The organism is Streptomyces speibonae (assembly GCF_984686075.1).
In genome coordinates this window covers 5,291,373-5,309,243 of sequence record NZ_OZ480260.1, presented here as the reverse complement: position 1 = coordinate 5,309,243, position 17,871 = coordinate 5,291,373, and the positions used below count along the sequence as shown (strand labels likewise).

11 protein-coding genes and 3 pseudogenes are annotated in these 17,871 nt (G+C 69.1%); 6 read left to right on the top strand and 8 right to left on the bottom strand.

The genetic code is table 11. The features are described 5' to 3' along the window. Nucleotides 1-42: 42 nt before the first annotated feature. The 3 genes from AC5L3C_RS23975 to AC5L3C_RS23965 form a co-directional block, all read right to left on the bottom strand. Complete coding sequence (locus tag AC5L3C_RS23975) at nucleotides 43-927, bottom strand: HpcH/HpaI aldolase/citrate lyase family protein (RefSeq protein WP_493650768.1); 885 nt, start codon at nucleotides 925-927, stop codon at nucleotides 43-45. After that, nucleotides 924-1,787, bottom strand: a complete 864-nt coding sequence (locus AC5L3C_RS23970) for an HTD2 family dehydratase (RefSeq protein WP_493650767.1) — start codon at nucleotides 1,785-1,787, stop codon at nucleotides 924-926. Before AC5L3C_RS23970 ends, AC5L3C_RS23975 begins: the two co-directional genes overlap by 4 nt. Nucleotides 1,788-1,921: 134 nt before the next feature. Further along, nucleotides 1,922-2,863 (bottom strand): LysR family transcriptional regulator, encoded by a 942-nt coding sequence (locus AC5L3C_RS23965; RefSeq protein ID WP_493650766.1) that lies wholly within the window; start codon nucleotides 2,861-2,863, stop codon nucleotides 1,922-1,924. Nucleotides 2,864-3,009: 146 nt separating this feature from the next. Here AC5L3C_RS23965 and AC5L3C_RS23960 point away from each other — a divergent pair, with 146 nt between their 5' ends. Together AC5L3C_RS23960 and AC5L3C_RS23955 are read left to right on the top strand one after the other, a co-directional pair. Continuing rightward, nucleotides 3,010-4,209, top strand: a complete 1,200-nt coding sequence (locus AC5L3C_RS23960; protein WP_493650765.1) for a CaiB/BaiF CoA transferase family protein — start codon at nucleotides 3,010-3,012, stop codon at nucleotides 4,207-4,209. A gap of 28 nt (nucleotides 4,210-4,237) precedes the next feature. Beyond that, entirely contained in the window at nucleotides 4,238-5,404 is a 1,167-nt protein-coding gene (locus AC5L3C_RS23955; RefSeq protein WP_493650764.1) for an acyl-CoA dehydrogenase family protein, read from the top strand. Between the two features lie 72 nt (nucleotides 5,405-5,476). On the opposite strand, the gene AC5L3C_RS23950 is transcribed toward AC5L3C_RS23955, so the two are convergent. Next, nucleotides 5,477-6,895 (bottom strand): amidase, encoded by a 1,419-nt coding sequence (locus AC5L3C_RS23950; RefSeq protein WP_493650763.1) that lies wholly within the window; start codon nucleotides 6,893-6,895, stop codon nucleotides 5,477-5,479. An 87-nt stretch (nucleotides 6,896-6,982) separates the two neighbouring features. Here AC5L3C_RS23950 and AC5L3C_RS23945 point away from each other — a divergent pair. The 3 genes and pseudogenes from AC5L3C_RS23945 to AC5L3C_RS23935 all read left to right on the top strand — a co-directional run. Next, nucleotides 6,983-7,396: pseudogene (locus tag AC5L3C_RS23945) on the top strand (VOC family protein); the annotation flags it as partial. A 9-nt stretch (nucleotides 7,397-7,405) separates the two neighbouring features. Further along, nucleotides 7,406-7,948, top strand: coding sequence for a RidA family protein (locus tag AC5L3C_RS23940; RefSeq protein WP_493653995.1), 543 nt, complete (start codon nucleotides 7,406-7,408; stop codon nucleotides 7,946-7,948). A gap of 174 nt (nucleotides 7,949-8,122) precedes the next feature. Then, nucleotides 8,123-8,277, top strand: a pseudogene (locus AC5L3C_RS23935) (DUF7848 domain-containing protein); the annotation flags it as partial. Between the two features lie 290 nt (nucleotides 8,278-8,567). Here AC5L3C_RS23935 and AC5L3C_RS23930 read toward each other — a convergent pair. Further along, complete coding sequence (locus AC5L3C_RS23930; protein WP_493653994.1) at nucleotides 8,568-8,876, bottom strand: transposase; 309 nt, start codon at nucleotides 8,874-8,876, stop codon at nucleotides 8,568-8,570. Here AC5L3C_RS23930 and AC5L3C_RS23925 point away from each other — a divergent pair. Next, nucleotides 8,778-9,023 (top strand): hypothetical protein, encoded by a 246-nt coding sequence (locus tag AC5L3C_RS23925; protein ID WP_493654206.1) that lies wholly within the window; start codon nucleotides 8,778-8,780, stop codon nucleotides 9,021-9,023. The two genes, AC5L3C_RS23930 and AC5L3C_RS23925, sit on opposite strands and share 99 nt — an antisense overlap. 968 nt (nucleotides 9,024-9,991) lie before the next feature. Here the strand turns inward: AC5L3C_RS23925 and AC5L3C_RS23920 are convergent. The 3 genes and pseudogenes from AC5L3C_RS23920 to AC5L3C_RS23910 form a co-directional block, all read right to left on the bottom strand. Continuing rightward, a pseudogene (locus tag AC5L3C_RS23920) lies at nucleotides 9,992-10,108 on the bottom strand (transposase family protein); the annotation flags it as partial. 336 nt (nucleotides 10,109-10,444) lie between these two features. After that, nucleotides 10,445-10,951 carry a hypothetical protein gene (locus AC5L3C_RS23915; RefSeq protein ID WP_493650762.1) on the bottom strand — a complete coding sequence of 169 codons (507 nt, stop codon included), beginning with the start codon at nucleotides 10,949-10,951 and terminating at the stop codon, nucleotides 10,445-10,447. A gap of 12 nt (nucleotides 10,952-10,963) precedes the next feature. Continuing rightward, complete coding sequence (locus AC5L3C_RS23910; protein ID WP_493650761.1) at nucleotides 10,964-17,854, bottom strand: polymorphic toxin-type HINT domain-containing protein; 6,891 nt, start codon at nucleotides 17,852-17,854, stop codon at nucleotides 10,964-10,966. Between the last annotated feature and the right edge of the window lie 17 nt (nucleotides 17,855-17,871).

Below are 17,871 nucleotides of genomic sequence, written 5' to 3'. Positions count from 1 at the left end.
GCCCGACGGCTATGGCTGCCCGAGGCTTTGGCTGCCCGACGGCTACATCGGGCCGAGGTCCGAGCAGTCGTCCCGGTACTGAGCCGTACGAAGGACCTCGGGCTCCGTGTGCGCCGACGCCGCTCGGGCCAGGATGCCGCTCGCGCGGGTGAGAACCGGCTGGTCGATCATCTCCCCGTCGACCGCCGTGACCGACTCGCCGGCGCCGAGGACGCGGCGCGCCCAGCGGAGTTCGTCGGCGGTGGGCGCGAAACGGTCGGCGACGGGCCGCACCTGGGCGGGGTGGATGCACAGTTTTCCGGTGAAGCCCAGGCGCCGGGCGTGCGCGGTGTCGGCGTCGAGGGCGCCTGCATCGCGCACGGCGGTGGTGACACCCTCGAGGGGCGGGTGGATACCGGCCGCCGCCGAGGCGAGCACCAACCGCGAACGGGCATGGGCGAGAGCGTCCCGGTCGTCCGGCGCGACGCCCAGCTGAGCTGCCAGATCGACGTTGCCGAAGGCGGCGCGCACGACCCCGGGGACGGAGCACACCTCGAGGGCCCGCTCGATGCCGAGCGCCGTCTCGATCAGCGGGATCAGCGAGGAGCGGCCGGCCAGACGGCAGGTGATCTCCGCCAGCACCGCCGGGTCCTCCGCCTTGGGCACCATGACCGGGCAGCCGTGCTCGGCCACGGTCGCCAGGTCCTCCTCGAACCAGGGTGTGCCGGGCGGATTGATCCGGACGACGGCCGTGCGTCCGCGGGCCAGCCAGGCAGCGGCATGGCCGCGGGCGGTGTCCTTGCCGCCCGGGGCGACGGCGTCCTCCAGGTCCACGACGACGAGGTCGGCGCCGGAGGAGGCGGCCTTGGCGAAGCGGTCGGGCCGGTCGCCGGGGACGAAGAGCAGGGTTCGTGCGGCGCCGACGCGCTTCCCGTGCGGGCGGCTCACGCGAAGGTCACCTCCGCCGTGGCGTGCCGGGCCTCACGGTGGGTGGCGATGTGCAGCCGGGCCCCGTCCGCGGTGGCCGTGCCGTGGGCGAGGAGGTGCTCGCCGGTGAACGCCGGCCGGTGGAGCCGGTAGGACAGCGACCGTACCCGCCGCTCCGGGGCGCTGACGCGGACCAGGTCCAGCATGAGCAGCGCCAGCAGCGGACCGTGGACCACGAGACCCGGGTATCCCTCCACCTCCCGCGCGTACGGGGCGTCGTAGTGGATGCGGTGGGCGTTCGCGGTAAGGGCGCTGAACCGGAACAGCAGTGTCTCGACCGGCCGGAGACGCAGCTGCCAGGATCCCCGCGGCTCCGGTACGGCCGAGACGTCGGGTGCGGCGGTGTGACGGGCCGCGTCGCCGTCGCCGGACCGGTAGACGATGTCCTGCTCCTCCACGACGCAGAGGCGGCCGCGCTGCCGGAACTCCTGACGTTCGGTGACGAACAGCAGCTCACCGCTGCGGCCCAGCTTGGGGGTGACGGCGGCCACGGTTCCGGTGCGCTCGGCCGCCTCGCCGAGCCGCAGGGGCTCGATGATCTCGCACCGTCCGCCGGCGAACATGCGCCGCCTGCTGGGGACGGGCGGCAGGCTGCGGCCCTCACGGAGGTGTCCGTCGGGGCCGAGGTCCTGTTGCGGGGCCCAGTCGAGGAAGTAGAGCCACTGCCACAGAGGGGGCAGCGGCTCTCCGGCCCCGGCGGCGGGGTGAGGGAGGTCCAGCAGAGCCGACAGGGCCGCCACCGGGACGGGCGACAGGGCGTCGCGGTCGGTGACCGGTTCGGGATGCCACGACTCCACGTAGGAGACGAGGGATGCGGACATCTGCGTCTTCCTCTCATCAGGGTGACCTGGCGAGCGGCGGCTCGCTCCTCCCTACATCATGTGCCGTGATGAATGAGAGTGAATAATGCCAATATGTGATACCTATATAGGTCATCCGCATGCCGGATCCGGGGTCACGCGGCGTCGTCGGTCTCCCACTGAGGCTCCGCGGACGGCCATCCGTCCCCATGGACGACCGCACCGGTCTGCCGTACGAGTTCCCGGACGACGACCTCCACGGCGGGCGGCGTCCGGCGGGCCCTCGGGGTCGCGAGGACGACCGAACGCCACACCTCCGGCCCGGTGAGCGGCGCGGCGCTCAGTGTGCCGTTCGCGACGTCCTCGGCGATTCCCACTCCCGGCAGGACGGTCCAGCCGTGTCCCGCCCGTACGAGCTGTTTCTGCAGCCGCAGGGAGTTGGTCCGGACGGCAACCGTCATGTCCGCCTGCGCGCGCGCCGCGGCACCGTCGATGAGGACGCGCAGGGCATGCCCCGAGGCGGGGAGGACCAGCGGATGGCCGGCCGCCTCGGCGAAGGTCACGGGGTGATCCGCCGTCAGGCCGGCGGCGGGCGGCGCGACCACCCACAGGCGCTCGCGCACCAGCGGCCGGGTGTTGAGCGACGGGGTCCCGTCCAGGTTGTACAGCAGCGTCAGGTCGAGGTCCCCCTCGTCGAGCCACCGCTGGAGGTGGCCGGAGTAGCCGGTCATCAGGCGCAGCTCGATACCGGGGTGCTCCTCGGCGAGGGCGGAGACGAGGGGTTCGGCCAGCAGATCGGTGGTGCTCTCGAGCAGGCCGACGGTGACGATGCCCGTGACGGCCCCGGGTTCCGGCCGTACCTCGATACGGGCCCGCTCCAGCTCGTCCAGCGCCCGCCGGGCCCGGTCCACCATGATCGAGCCGGCCCTGGTGGGGCGCATGCCCAGCCGGGTCCGCTCGAACAGCGGCACGCCGAGCTCCTGTTCAAGGGTGCGGATCTGCCGTGTCACGGCGGGCTGCACCAGGTGCAGCAGCTCCGCGGCCCGGGTCACGCTCCCCACCTCGGCGACGGTGACGACCGCCTTGAGCTGTTTCACGTCCACGGCTCTCCCCTCGCTCCGCACCATCTGTACCCGGCATGACTTCATCAGCATTTGGTATTTCACTCAGGGTGCCATAAGTGCTCATGATGGTGCCGGGTTCCTTCGTACCCATTCCGCCGGACCCGCCTGGAGGCCAGCGCATGCCCGAGCACACAGCACCTCTCCCCCTGTCCGGCATCACGGTCGTCAGCCTCGAGCACGCGGTGGCGGCTCCCTTCGCCACGCGGCAGCTCGCCGACCTCGGTGCCCGTGTGATCAAGGTGGAGCGCCCGCAGGGCGGCGACTTCGCCCGTCGCTACGACGCGAGCGTGCACGGTGAGTCCAGCTACTTCGTCTGGCTCAACCGCTCGAAGGAATCACTGACGCTCGACCTGAAGACCCGGCGGGGACGCCGCGTCCTGGAACGGCTGCTCGGCCGGGCCGATGTGTTCGTGCAGAACCTGGCACCGGGAGCGGCCGCGAGGATGGGCCTGGGGTCGGACGCGCTGGGCGAGCGCTTCCCGTCGCTGATCCCCTGCTCCATCACCGGCTACGGCAGCACCGGCCCCTGGGCGGACCGCAAGGCGTACGACCTGCTGGTGCAGTGCGAGACCGGGCTCGTCTCCCTCACCGGAAGCCCCGACGAGCCCGCACGGGTGGGCATCTCCATCGCCGACATCGCCTGCGGGATGTACGCCTACTCGGGCGTCCTCACCGCGCTGTTCGCCAGGGCGACCAGCGGCGCCGTACGGCCGGTGGAGGTGTCGCTCTTCGAGGCGCTGGCGGAGTGGGTGGGGCAGCCCGCGTACTACACCCGCTTCGGCGGCATCCAGCCCCCGCGGGTCGGCACCCAGCACGCCACCATCGCCCCCTACGGCGCCTACACCTGCGCCGACGGCAAGGACGTCCTGCTCGCCGTGCAGAGCGAACACGAGTGGGACGCGCTGTGCACACGCTTCCTGGACGCCCCTGGCCTGGTCGACGATCCGCGCTTCGCCACCGTCCCGGCACGCGTCACCCACCGCGAGGAACTGAACGCGGTGCTGGCCCGGCGGTTCGCGCGGACGGACAGCGCCGAGGCCATGCGGCTGCTGGACGAGGCCGCCATCGCCCATGCCTCGGTCAACACCGTCGCGGACTTCCTCGCCCACCCCGTGCTCGCCGCACGAGGACGCTGGCGGGACGTGCCGCTGCCCGGTGGGACTCTGGTGCCCGCCCTGCTGCCCCCCGCCGACCTGGCGGGCGTGACACCGCGCATGGGTGCCGTCCCCGCCCTCGGCGAGCACAACGACGCCCTCCTCGCCGAACTCGGATACGGCCCGGCCGACATCCAGGGCCTCAGGGCCGACCGCATCCTCTGACCACGCCTCACCGCCAGGAGCACACACCATGAGCAGTCTTGACGCCCTGTCCGAGGACGAGCGGTTCATCGTCCGCACCGTGCATGACTTCGTGGACAAAGAGGTCAGACCGGTGGTGCGCGAGCTGGAGCACGCCAACGCCTACCCCGAAGCCCTGATCGAGCAGATGAAGCAGCTCGGCATCTTCGGCCTCGCGGTCCCCGAGCAGTACGGCGGCTCCCCCGTCTCCCTCCCCTGCTATGTGCTGGTCACCGAAGAGCTGGCCCGCGGGTGGATGAGCCTGGCCGGTGCGATGGGCGGCCACACGGTCGTGGCCAAACTCCTGGTCCGCTTCGGCACCGAGGAGCAGAAGCGCCGCTACCTGCCCGGGATGGCCACGGGGGAGATCCGGGCGACCATGGCCCTGACGGAGCCCGGCGGCGGCTCGGACCTCCAGGCGATGCGCACGACCGCCCGCAGGGACGGCGACGGTTATACCGTCAACGGGACCAAGACCTGGATCACCAACTCCCGCCGCTCGCAGCTGATCGCCCTGCTCTGCAGGACGGACCCCGAGGCCGTACCCGCCCACCGGGGCATCTCCGTCCTCCTGGCCGAGCACGGGCCGGGGCTGACGGTCTCCCGGGACCTGCCCAAACTCGGCTACAAGGGAGTGGAGAGCTGCGAGCTGTCCTTCGAGGACTACCGGGCACCGGCGGACGCTCTGCTCGGCGGTACGGAAGGCCAGGGCTTCCCGCAGATGATGAAGGGCCTGGAGACCGGCCGGCTGCAGGTCGCCGCCCGCGCGCTCGGGGTCGGCCGGGCGGCGCTGGAGGACGCGCTGGCCTACGCCCAGGAACGTGAGTCCTTCGGCAAACCGATCTGGAAGCACCAGTCGATCGGCAACTACCTGGCCGACATGGCGACGTCCTTGACCGCTGCCCGGCAGCTGACCCTGTACGCGGCGCGGGAGGCGGACGCCGGGCGCCGCGTGGACATGGAGGCGGGGATGGCGAAGCTGTTCTCCTCCGAGACGGCCATGCAGATCGCCCTCAACGCCGTCCGCATCCACGGCGGATACGGCTACTCGACCGAGTTCGACGTCGAACGCTACTTCCGCGATGCCCCGTTGATGATCGTCGGCGAGGGCACCAACGAGATCCAGCGCACCATCGTCGCGCGCCAGCTGGTCGAGCGAGGGGGCTTGGAGATATGAGCGGGCGGGGAGCCACGCCCGCCCCTGGTGCGGTGTGGTGACGCGGGTGGCCGGGGCGGGCGGCCGCCCGCGTCACACCGTCACCGGCTCGACCGCTCCGTCCAGCCAGCGCGCGAGGGCCACCAGACGGGCATCGGTGCCCGGTTGCCCCATGACCTGCAGCCCGAACGGCAGCCCGTCCACCGCCATGAGCGGAACGTTCACCGCCGGGGCTCCCAGAAGCGAGCTCGGGGTACTGAACACCGGGTCTCCCGTCGGCCACCGATCCGCCGGTTCCGCGCCGGCGCCACCGGAGCGCTCCGGGGCAGGCCCGGTGGACGTCGGGGCGACCACGGCGTCCACGACCGTGGCGAGACGCCCGAACGCCGCCTGCGCGATCTCGCGGTCCTGCAGCGCGCGCTCGTAGCCCTCGGCCCCCAGTCTCTCCGGCGCCTCGACGAAGAAGCGCCTGCTGCGCGCGGTGACACGGTCCGGGTGAGTCTCGATCAGGTCGCGCAGGGCCCAGAGGTGCTCGCGGGCGAGGATCAGGTTGGTCAGTTCGGCCGCCCCGGTCAGGGCCTGCTCGAATCGTTCGAGCAGATGCTCGTCACCGCGCCGCAGCACCGTCACTCCGCGGGCCTCGACCTGTCGTACGACCCGCTCGAACGCTTCCCGGCTCCGATCGTCCAGACGGCTCCAGCCGTCGGTCTCCATGACGGCGAGGGTCAGGGGCTGCTGCGGCGCCGGTGGCGCGGAGGGGCCGCGCAGCGCCGGCCACCCGGGGTCGCCCCCCGCTCGGCGGGCGACCTCGATCGCCACGCGCCACATGTCCTCGGGGCATGCCGCCACCACGCCGTGGGCCGTGGTGCTCGCGGTCTGCCGTTCACCGCGGTTGATGGCCCCGCGTGACGGCTTCAGACCCCAGTTGCCACAATAGCTCGCCGGCCGCAGCAGCGATCCGCCGGACTGTGTGGAGATCGCGGCGGGCACCATCCCCGCTCCGACCGCGGCCGACGAGCCGGACGATGATCCGCCGGGCGTGCGCCCGGAGTGGAACGGGTTGGCCGTCGGGCCCGGTTCCGGGCCCGCCAGCTCGGTGGTGACGGTCTTGCCGACCAGGACGGCGCCCGCCTGCCGCAGCGCCCACACCGCGGCGTTGTCGCGCTTCGGGAAGTTCCCCGCATACGCGGCACACCCGTACTGGGTGGGCATGTCCTTCGTCTCGAGCACGTCCTTGATGCCGATCGGCATCCCGTCGACGGGCGAGAGCGGCTCGCCCCTGCGGTAACGACGCGTGCTCGCGTCGGCCTGCTCGCGGGCGCCCGCCTCGTTGATCACGACCCATGCCCGCAGGCTCGGCTCGAGTTCGGCGATCCTCGCGAGGCAACGCTCCAGGTAGTCGCGCGGCGTGTCGGAGCCGGTGCGGAAGTGCTCCACCGATGTGTGGAACCGCGATCCCCGGTACGTGCCCGGATCGTAGGCGCCGGTGGAGGCGCCGGCTGAAGAAGTCACGTTACCCCTACGTTGACGTGCCGGAGTGAGTCCGTGCCATTTTGCAGCACGGTGTATCTTTGTACGGTACGACCCGATGATGCGTCAATGCCGCGCTCCGCCGAGCCCGTCGCATCCGAGAACCGAAGCCACCCACAGGAGGCATCCATGCGCGTGGACCACTTTGATCACATCGTCCTGGTCGTGCGTGACCTTGACGCCACGACGGACTTCTACACCCGCGTCCTCGGTATGCGGGCCGTGACCTTCGGCGGCGGGCGGCGGGCGCTCACCTTCGGCTCCAGCAAGATCAACCTGCATCGGGCGGGGAAGGAGTTCGAGCCCGGGGCCCACCGGCCCACGCCGGGCTCCGCCGACATCTGCCTGACCGTGCATCAGCCGGTGGGCGACGTGATGGCGGAACTCGGGCGCCTGGGCGTCGCCGTCGAGGAGGGGCCCGTACCGAGAACGGGCGCTCTCGGCCCCATGACCAGCGTCTACGTCCGCGATCCCGACGGAAATCTGGTGGAGCTGAGCAGCTACCACACGAGTGGCGTGGTGGAGGAGCGCATCGCGGCGCTGGGCCTGAAGCTGCCAGAGGTGGTACCGCCGTTGGCCACCTACCAACCCGCCGTGCGCTCGGGCGCCCATGTCTTCACGTCGGGTCAGCTGCCGCTGATCCAAGGCGAGCTGTCCGTCACGGGCAAGGTCGGGAGCGAGGTCGGCGCGGAGAAGGCCAAGGAGCTGGCAACGGTCAGTGCGCTCAACGCCCTTGCCGCCGTGAAGTCCGTGGTCGGCGACCTCGACAGCATCGTGCGGGTGGTGAAGGTGGTCGGGTTCGTCGCGTCCGCTCCGGACTTCACCGGCCAGCCCGGCGTCGTCAACGGCGCGAGCGAGCTGCTCGGGAAGGTGCTGGGCGACCGCGGCGTGCACGCCCGGTCCGCGGTCGGTGTGGCCGCGCTGCCCCTCGACGCCCCCGTGGAAATCGAGATGCAGGTCGAGGTGCGAGAGATGCCCTCACACCCCTGCGGTACCGCCGCTCCGGAACGCGGCGATTCCTTGGCGCAGCCCTGAGGGGAACGAGGAAGGGGCGAAGCGTTCCAGGATGTCGGCTACGCGGGTCTGCGACGTGTCGGGGAGGCTTCAGCCACCGCGCGGTGGCCGGGAGTGGGACGTGCCTCCTGAGTACGTACGTGCGCCCACTCCGACGGAGGAGTTGAGCGCGAAGGTGGCCGTGGCCAACCGGAGGTGGGGACGGTGACCCCTCGCTCGGTCCTGCGCTACGAGACCTGGACTCTCCAGCCGACCGCGAGCCGGATGCGGAGCCGGTCCTGTACGCGATGCAGTGCGCCGTGGACGGAGAGACCTCGCCGACAAGCGAGGACTTCGCCGAACCGCAGAACCCGCCGGACGGCCTCTCGGGCGCACGCCCGGCCTGCTGCTGAACGGTCGGACCGAAAGGGCTTCTCCCTGATAGTCCGACCCGTGCTCCCCGGATCCACGCGCCGAGTGGCCGGTGGGCGTCGCCAGCGGGGCGGGAGACCACCGAGACGGCACGCTCCGACGGCGACGAACCGCCACCCTGCGCCTCACTCGTCCGCTGACGTTGCCGTCAACTACTGCCGTCACCCCACGCAGAAGCCCCGCCAGGATGAACCTGACGCTGACTCTGTCGGGGATCTTGGAGGTCTGCTCAGTCTCTGGCGGACCGCCAAGACCTCGGCCGGGTGATTCCGTGCTGGTCCAGGTAGTTCTGGAAGGCTGTCGGCAGCCGGGACGGAGGTGCTGCTCCAGTCGGCGGCCGTCGGCTGAGGCGCTCGATGTTTGCGGCGATGGCTGTGAACACGTGCTGTAAGTGGGCTTTGTGCTGTCCCCGGTAGCGGCAGCGACGCATGCCGTGTCCGTGGGCAAGCTCGTTGATGGTGCCTTCCACGCCGGAGCGGACCGCGTAGCGGGCCTGCCATTCGGATGTCTGCTGCTCGACACGGACGCGGAGTTGCAGGTCACGGAGTTCTCGCGGGGAAAGCCCACGCTCCGGGCGCTGTCGGCGGTGGTCGTACAGCGGGTACGGACCGGGCAGGGACGGCACTGGCTCTTGGTGAACCGCGCGATGATCAGAGGTGCCGCGGTGGGCGAGGATGTCGGGTAGGGGCCGTGCCATCCCGCGCTGGTCTCGCCCTGCGGGCAGGTGACCTGCCGGCGGTCGAAGTCGATGTGGAAGTCGTCGCGGCCGAAGCCGTTGTTCCTGCGGTTCTGGCGGGTGGTGCTGACCGGCAGCGGTCCGGTGGTCCGGTGACCGTGACCTGGTGTTCGCGGGCCGCCTGCTCCAGGTGAACCAGGGAGGTGTAGCCGCCGTCGACCAGGTGCTGGTGGGCAGCAGCCCGCGGCGCTTGAGCCGGGTGTGGATGCCAGGCAGAGCCTTCGCGTCGTAGCCGGTGCGTCGGTGGTGGCCACATCCGTGATCACGTTGATGCCGTCGGGATCACGGGTCTCGGTGAGATGTGCGACCAACCCTTTCCAGCGGGTGACGTGTCCGCGGCGCGCGTAGCGGGCCGTCGGATCGTAGGGCGAGACGACTGCGACGGCCGAGGGCGGCAGCCCGCTGTCCTCGGCGGTGCGCCAGCGCAGGCGGCCTGCCTCGTCGCGGTAATAGTTCTGCACCATGATCTGCCGCAGAGCCTGGGCGCGGGGACCGGACAGGCGTTCCGGCCCGTGCTGCCCGAGGTGTTCGATTAGCCGGACAGCATCGCCTCCGGTGGCGAGGATCCTGGTCTTGGGGCGGGTGGGGTTCTTGCCCAGACGGACCGGGCGGCCGTAGCGGCGCCCCCACTCCTCGTCAACCAGGTCGGCCAGCAGGTGCGGAGCTGCGCCGGCCAGTTCTTCCAGCGCGGCGCGGACCGCCTCGGTGACCAGTTCCAGCCGGGTCAGGTCGCGCACCGCGGCCAGGACGTGGGTGGAGTCCGTGCGCTGGGTGGTGCGCTCGCGGACGAGACCAGCTTCCTTGAGGCGCACAAGCGCGAGGTCGAGGAGACGGTCGGCTCGGCCGTCCTCGGCGAGACGGTCGCGGAAGTCGGACAGCACGCTGTGGTGGAAGCCAGGATCGTCCAGCTCCATGGCCAGCGCGTACTTGAAATCGATGCGGCAGCGAACCGCCTCGGCCGCCTGCCGGTCCGACAGACCGAGCAGGAACTGGAGCACACAGACGGTGGCCAGCTGAGCGGGCGAGAGACCCATACGGCCGTCGCGCGGATACCAGTCGGCGAAGTCCTCGTCACGCCACAGCCCGCCCAGGTGATCTCTCACCCACATCGCCGTCGTACCGCCTGGGTTGCTCGCCCGCGCCATCCTCACGGTCAGAGAAGGAACTGCTCACCGGAACGGGCGTGGAGCGACAACGGGCACCTCAACAACTGCATCGGACCTTGAACAGAGCCGAGCATGCCCGTTGATCATGCTGCCCCGCCGGGGATCCTCAAGATCCCCGACAGAGTCAGCGTCAGCACTCACCTGACAGGGCTTCAACTTTGCTGCTGCTATCCAGGGCGAGGGTTGCAGGCTCGGGCAGCGAGGCTACACCTCACCCTCCAGCCAACGATCGAATGGTGCGACCTCCGACAGTTCGGAATTGATCGCCTTCAACCCCGCGGCGAAGTCTTCGGCCAATTTCGAGAGCATCGCGACTAGCCCACTCTGCGCAATGGTCTCGTGCTCTGGATTCGGAACCCAATTGGTCCGCGAATCGCAGTGAATCATCACGAGATCCCCGCTTGGACGGAAGGTCAAAGTCCTCTCGATACCCTGCGAGTAGAGATCCACCTCGACTTCGCGAAGGTCGCGCACACCCGCCAGAAGCGACGGGAGCTGCTCCATGAAGGCAGACAGGTCATACGCGACATCGAGTGGCCACTCATCACTGCCGAAGCCGCCAATGTGGAATCTGCCGCCTCCAGCATCAGAGAGGGCGCTACACGCCTCCATGACAAGGGTCTCGTAATCGTCACCCGGCTCCAGACTCGCTGAAGCAGGAGCCACAGCGCCTGACGGCACGGCCGGATTGAACGACACAGAGAAGCTCATCTCTCCAGCCTCCTAGTTCGGACCAATGATCGGGAATCCCGTCTTGTACAGCCCATTTGGACTCGGGACGATGGTAGCCGCCCGCGCTTGGACGATACTCCCATCCGGCATAATCACCTGCCCCAACCCGTCCGGAATGCGCACCGACCTGGGCCCGGCTCCTTCGACATGGAGCCCCTTCAAGAACTCCGCAGCGGCGTCATTATTCAGCCACTGACCTTGCTGATTCCCGGTGCTGCGAGCGCGATCGGTCAGAGCCTTCGTGTTCTTCGCTCCAGCACCATGAGTCTTGAATGTGTGACCCCACGTTTTGACGCTGTTGGAGGCCCAGTTGATACATCCATTGCTGTTGTGAACCAGGACCGGGGTCTCGCCCGCCAGCACATAGTACGTGTGCAGGTCCGCAACGGTCAGGTTGTGGACCGTGGCCGGGCGCTGCACACGGGCCATCGCACGGATGCGTACCGTCTTTCCAGTGGCGGTACGCAGGTCCTGACCGACGGTCAGCTGGGCGGCGTCGATCCATTTGTCGAGGCCCGGAACCCAGAACGGGTGGCCGTCCGTCGCAGTGATCCTCACCTGCTTTCCGTCCACGGAGACGGTGATCGTCACCAGGTTCTTCGGGCCAACGCCGGTAATCTCAGCGGTGACCGTCGTGGCCTCGGTCTTCCCTGTCTCCGGGTCCGTCGCCAGGATCTTGTCGCCGATCTCGACGTCCTCGATAGGTTTCGTCGTGCCGTCCGCCATCAGGACCTCGGTGCCGGGGACGAAGCTGTTGCACGACTTTTTCGCCTTGAGGACCTTCGCGCCCTTGAACACCCGGCCCCAGGGCAGGTCCGTCATCGCCCAGCCGCAGGCCGTGAGGCTGTCTCCACTCAGGCAGCTCTTCCACGCGTCGAAGTCGGGTGCGACCAGAGCCACGACAACCTGCTGGAACAGAGTCTGTTCGTGGTGGATGATGCCGAGTGCTTGGGCCTCGCTGCAGAATGCATCAAGGCCGGCGTCCATCTGGGAGCACTTGCGTTCCGCCCACGCCTCCAGCAGGTCCTCCCGCTTTTCGTACTGCGGGAACATCGCTGCCAGTTCCCGTGCGGCCGGCACGCGGATGTTCTCGATGAAGACCTCGCCCCTCTTCTCAGTGACGTTGACCGTCACCGTCGGCGAGCTCTTGGACTGCTTGGTCTTGCCGGACCTGCCCACTCGATAGTCGACGTTGCCGGACCGGTCGTAGCAGTTGTACGTCGTGCAGCCCGGCCCGTTGTGCTTGCTGGGGGCCCAGACGGAGTCCGGGTTGTTGGCACTGCATCCGTCGCAGTACAGGCCAGACGGGTCGGAGAAGGTCAGCGGGTTGTTGTTGCTGTACGTGTAGCCGTTGATCTGTTGCGGGTCGGTCAGGTCCATGATCGGGTCGACCGAGAGGAAGCGGCCCGTGGACGGGTCGTACTCGCGGGCGCCCAAGTGGGTGAGGCCTGTGGACGCGTCCCGTGTACCGCCGACGAATCCCTTGGTGCCGGGCCAGTCCTCCGGTTCCTCTCCACGGATGCCGCCGAAGGGCAGCGCACGGCGCTGGGTCAGCTTCTGGGTGGCCCCGTCGATGGCGAGCAGCGCCGTGCCGTGGTGGTCGGCGATGGTGAAGGAAACGCTTCCGTCGTCGTCCTGGACGGCGGTGTGGCCACCCCCGAGGTCGATGTACCGGGTGCCCCGGGGCTTGTTGCTGCCCTTGGCGACCGTGATCTCGGTGCTGCCCAGGTAGAGCGTGGTCTCGGTGGGCGTCCGCGCGATCAGACGGTTGCCGTCGGCGTCGTAGACGTACTCCGTCACCTTCGGCGATCCGCCTTCGACGGGCTCGGTGAGCTTGGCGAGCCGACCCTCGGCGTTCCATTCGAGATCCTGCGTGGTTCCGTTGCCCAAGGTGCGGGTCTTGGTGTTGCCGGTCGCGTCGTAGGTGTAGAAGTCACCGGACGTGACGCCGGACCCGGTGCGCGTGACCGTCTTCAGTCCGTGCGGACGGACCGCGGCCGGCCCCGGTGCCGGGTATTCATAGGTGCTCGTGACGTCCTTCGTGGTGTCACCAGTGATGTCGTGCTGGATCTCGGTACTGCGGTTCCCTGTCTTGTCATAGCCGTAGGACGTCCAGTACGGGGCCGGGCCGCCGAGCACCGGTTCACTGGGCGCACTCGCACAGGCGGTGCTGGACTGGGTCCAGGCCTCCTTCAGACGGCGCAGGTGATCGTAGGTGAAGCACTGGGTGTCCGTGCCGGAGCGGGAGGTGTCCGAAACGGACAGGACGTTGCCCGCCTCGTCATAGCGGAAGGCGGAGGCCTGATCGACCCCCGCGACGTCCTGGCGGTCGACGCGGGTGGACGCCAGCCGCTGGGTGCCGGGCTCGTAGGTGTTGGTGACCTGAGTGCTCTTGCCACCCACGTCGGACAGTTCGTACATCTGCGGCTTGCCGGTCAGGCTGTAGGAGGTGGTGGCCCTCAGGTCTGTCAGGCCTTCCACCGCGATGGGGCGCAGCGTCTCGTCCTCGTAGTCGAACGCCATGGTGGACGCGGCCAAGGAGCCGGCCTTGGGCAGTCCTACGGCGGCGACCAGTCCGGACCCCTTGTAGGAGGTGCCCGACATGTACGTGCCCGCCAGGCCCGCGTTGGCAGCGGACTCCGGGATAGTCATCGAGGTACGCAGCGGCCGGTAGAGCCGGTCGTAGGCGACCACCTTGAAGGTGTAGGTCAGTCCGTCGTCGGCATATCGGGAGGACTCGGCGAGGTGGCCTTTGGCTCCGCTGAGCGTGTCGTAGGTCCACTCGGCACGCAGCGGGCCGGTGCTGGAGCCGGAGCGCACTTCGGTTTTACGGCCGAGCCCGTCGTAGACATTGACGAGCGTGGTGTCGCGTGCGTCGACCGTGGAGGTGAGCTGGCCCCGGTCGTCGTAGTGGTAGCGAGTGGTGCCCTTGTCCGGGTCGTCGGACCGCGTCATCCGGCCGAGAAGGTCGTACGCGAAGCGCCATTGGTTGCCCGCCGGATCGGTCACCTCGGACAGCGCGCCCGCCTGGTTGAAGGAGTAGGTGGTGGAGTCGTACGAGGCCTCCGCGGCGGGCTGGTGGTGCTGGCGCAGCTCCGTGGTCTGCCCTCGGGCATCGGTGAGGGTGGTGGTGGCAGTACCGCCCTCGGGTGGAATCACGGTGGTGCGGTCGCCGCCGTAGAGGGTACGGGTGGTGTTGAGAACCTTTCCGCCGTCGCCGTTGCCGAAGATCTGTCGGTGCTCCGTCTGCCGACCGAGGCCGTCGTGGGTGTAGCGGTTCTGGGTCTCCACACTGAGCGCGTCCTCCGGCGCGACCAGAGTCGTGGAGGGCCTGGAGGTGGCGTAGTAGGGAAGGAACTCCTTGACCGTCAGCCCGCGATCGTCGTAGAAGGTGTCGGCCAGCAGCCGTCCGCCGTCGGGGCCCGGGGATTGCGACTGACGGGGCCGCAGAAGGCCGTCGTAGAGGACGTACGAGGTGATCTGGGCATTGTCGTTGCCGATGATCTTGGTGCCCACGGCGACCGGGGCATTCCCCGTCACTCTGTAGGTGTACTCGTACGTGGGAACATCACTCGTACGCCGGTCGGCGAGCCAGACCTTGGTGGTACGGCCCAGCGCGTCGTAGGCGAAGTTGGTGACCTTGCCGTTGATGTCGGTCTGGGTCAGCGGCACTCCACGCGCCGGATCGTGCGTCGTGGTCGTGGACAGCGCGGTGGTGCCGTCACCGGGCTTCGCGGGCGGCGTCGTGACCTTCGCGGACGTGGGGAAGCCGGTGGTCGGGGTGTAGGCGGTGGTCGTGGTACGGCCGTCGGTACGAGCGGTGCGTGTCACGGCACCGGAGACGACGGTGAGGGCCCCGGTGAGGTCGGTGCGCGTGAGTTCGCGGCCGTAGGCGTCGTAGGTGGCGCCGCTCTCCGTGTAGGTGGCCGTGGTCCCGTCGTGGGACTTGAGGACCGCGGTGGCCGTGGCATCGCCCTTGGTCGGCGCGGCGTCATAGGCCCGGCCGTCGTAGGCCGTGCGCAGGTCGGAGATGACGTCCTTGGTTCGGTCCGGTGTGCCGGTGCACTGCGTGGCGACTGTCTCCACGCGGGCGGGCAGGACGAGGATCGTGCCGCTCGCCGGATAAGAGGTGCGTGTGCACCGGTCGTCGGCGGTGGTCGCGTCGTCGCCGCGGTCATCGGTGCGGGTGAGGCGTCCGGCGACGGTGTCGAAGGAGTTGTTCACCGTGGTCGTGCGCCACTTGGCTCCCGCGCCGTTGTCCAGCGAGGTCCATGTGCGGGTCTGCGCTGTCCCGGTGAGGTTGGCAGTCACCGTGCCCCAGGAGCGGACCTTCTTCGCGGTCTCGTGATGCCACGGCCAGTTCACGGTCTTCGCGAGCACTCGTCCGCCGGGGCCGGAGTACTGCACGGTCTTGTAGGCGAACCCGGCTGCCGACTCGTGGTCGGGGATCGGGTCGCCCTCTCCACTGCCGAGTGTCACGTCGACGGATTTGGTGCCGCCGCTGGGGGCACGGCGATCGCCGTCCATACCGCGCAGGAAGTAGGTGTCGGACTGCGACTTCATTGCCGCCGCGCCGCCCTGCCCACCGGTCTTCACCCTCACATGGCCGTAGCCGCGCCACTGCGACCAGGTCTTCGCCTTCTCCTTCGTCAGTCCGTCATCGTCGTCGTAGTGCCAGGCGGCGCCGTCCAGGTACTCGTATGAGGTGACCTGGTCCGGGGATCCGCCGGTGCGGTCGGTAAGGGTGACGGTGGAGGTGACGTACTTGTTGAACCAATGCAGGTCCGGGTCGTCGGAGGAGCTGCCGCCGATGTACTGCGGGAAGCAGCGGCTGGTGTTGGTCTGCGGGGTGGGCAGGTCGTCCGCGTCGCAGACCGGCGCCGAGTATCCGACGTCGATCTGGCCGCCCGCCTCGTCGGTGATGTTGTCCAGACGGTCCTTGACGAACGGGGCGAAACCGTCTCCGGTGCGGTCGAGCCGGTTGGCCAGCTGCTGGTACCCGAAGGTCGTCTTGGGGAGGGTGATCGCGGGGGTGGCAGTGTGGCCGGTCCGCTGCACGGAGTCCAGCAGCAGTTGATAGTCGGTGTCGGCCATGCCCCAGCGGTGGACCAGTTTCCAGGAGTCGACGTTCGCGTAACTGCCGGACTTCAGGACCTGGGTGGTGACGGAGGTGAGCCGCTTGCGGGTGAAGAACACCGGAGAGAGCCGGCCCTCATCACAGGTGGCGTCCTTGTCGCAGTTCAGGTCCCAAGGCGTGTCGTACCAGTAGAAGGCCTCTTTGCCGATGTCCGCACAGGTGGTGTTCGCGTCGGGCAGACACCGCTCGCCGCTGGTGAAGTCGACCTTCGCCAGCGGCTGCGCGTACATGTCGGACGAACGCAGGCCGTACTCGATGCGGTCGAGGAAGCCGCCGCGCACGTACCTTGTGTTGGCCTTCTCGTCCAGGTTCCGTCCGTAGGAGTTCCACTCCTTGTTGTAGTAGTACGCGATCGCGTTGCCGTGCGGGTCGACGACGTAGTCGAGGTTCCAGCGCCACCCCTGCCGACACCAGGATTCGGCGAACGAAGAGGCGTGGCAGGGCTCGTTGGCGTCGTCACCGAATACCGGCGCGGTCCAGGTGGAGTCGGTGGTCTCCTTGCCCGTGGCCCAGCCGGGCAGCCGGTTGTATCCGAAGTAGTACTGCACCCCGTCCGGAGTGGTGACCCTCCAGTACTCGTCGTCCCTGGCGCCGTTGGACCGTACGTCGGAGGAGGAGCCACGCAACCGCTGGACCTTGGTGCCGTCATCATCACGCAGCCGGAAGGTGTCGGTGCCGTCCGGTACGAGTTCGCCGCCCTTGCCGTTGAAGGAGATGAAGGCGTTGTCGTACCCCCAGCACAGGTCGGCCGGCTTGCCCCCGTCGGAGTGCTTCACGCCGTCGTCGTCGCAGGATTTGTAACGCCGCTCGATGAACCCCGGCCACATGTCGAAGCCGTCACCGACCCAGGAGCCCTGGTTGTTGGAGTTGCCGGAACGGCCGTCGACGGACCCCGAGGAGTAGGAGATCCCGACACTGGGCAGCAGCCCGCCGGGCACGTCCGGCACGTTCATCGCATATGACCAGGAGAAGTCACCGGAGTTGAGATTGGTGTCCCACTGGGCGGACGGTGCCAGCGGGGTGGCCTTGTAGTCGCCGCCCATGCTTTCGTCGTCGGCGACGGCCGCGAGGACAGTGGCTGCGGAGGTCTTCAGAGGGATGCTCTGCGCGGTGAGGGTCTTCGACTCGGTGTCGTTGACGGAATCGACAGGCGTGGTCTCCCGGCAGGCGTCCTTGTCGGGGGTGGTGAGCGCGCAGGGCGGCAGCTCGACCAACCGAAGGCGGTCGGCGTAACCACCGCCGAACGCCTCGGCGAAGGCGGAGTAGTCGAGTCGCGCGCGCACCACGTCCTTCTTCGTCGCGGCCGTGGACGGCTCGGCACCCTCGAGGCTGAAGACCGGACCGTCCGCGCCCAGCCGTTCAGCGGTCTCGCGGTCGAACAGACGGGTCCGTACTTTCCCCGGGGACTGTTTGCCGCCCACTGCCAGAGGCAGTCCCTTCGCCCGAACGACGGACGAGGAGCCGTCGGGCGGCTCGACGGTCACCACTCCCGCCAGGGGCCAGGCCGCTCTCGGTGCCTTAACAGGCGTGCGTGGGCCCTTCGTCAGGGTTCGCGGTGTCACCGGCACTTCCGTGACCGCGACCGGCTTCTCCGACGCCGGCAGGTCCGGCCGGCCGGTACCGCTGTCGGCCATCGAAGCGGGCAGGGCCGCCGCCTGGAGCAAGGTGCCGATCAGGACCGTGGCCGAGGCCAGGGCGACACGGCGGCGCAGTGCACGGACTCGCGTCCGGGATCTACCGTTCATCCTCGTCCTTCGTCATA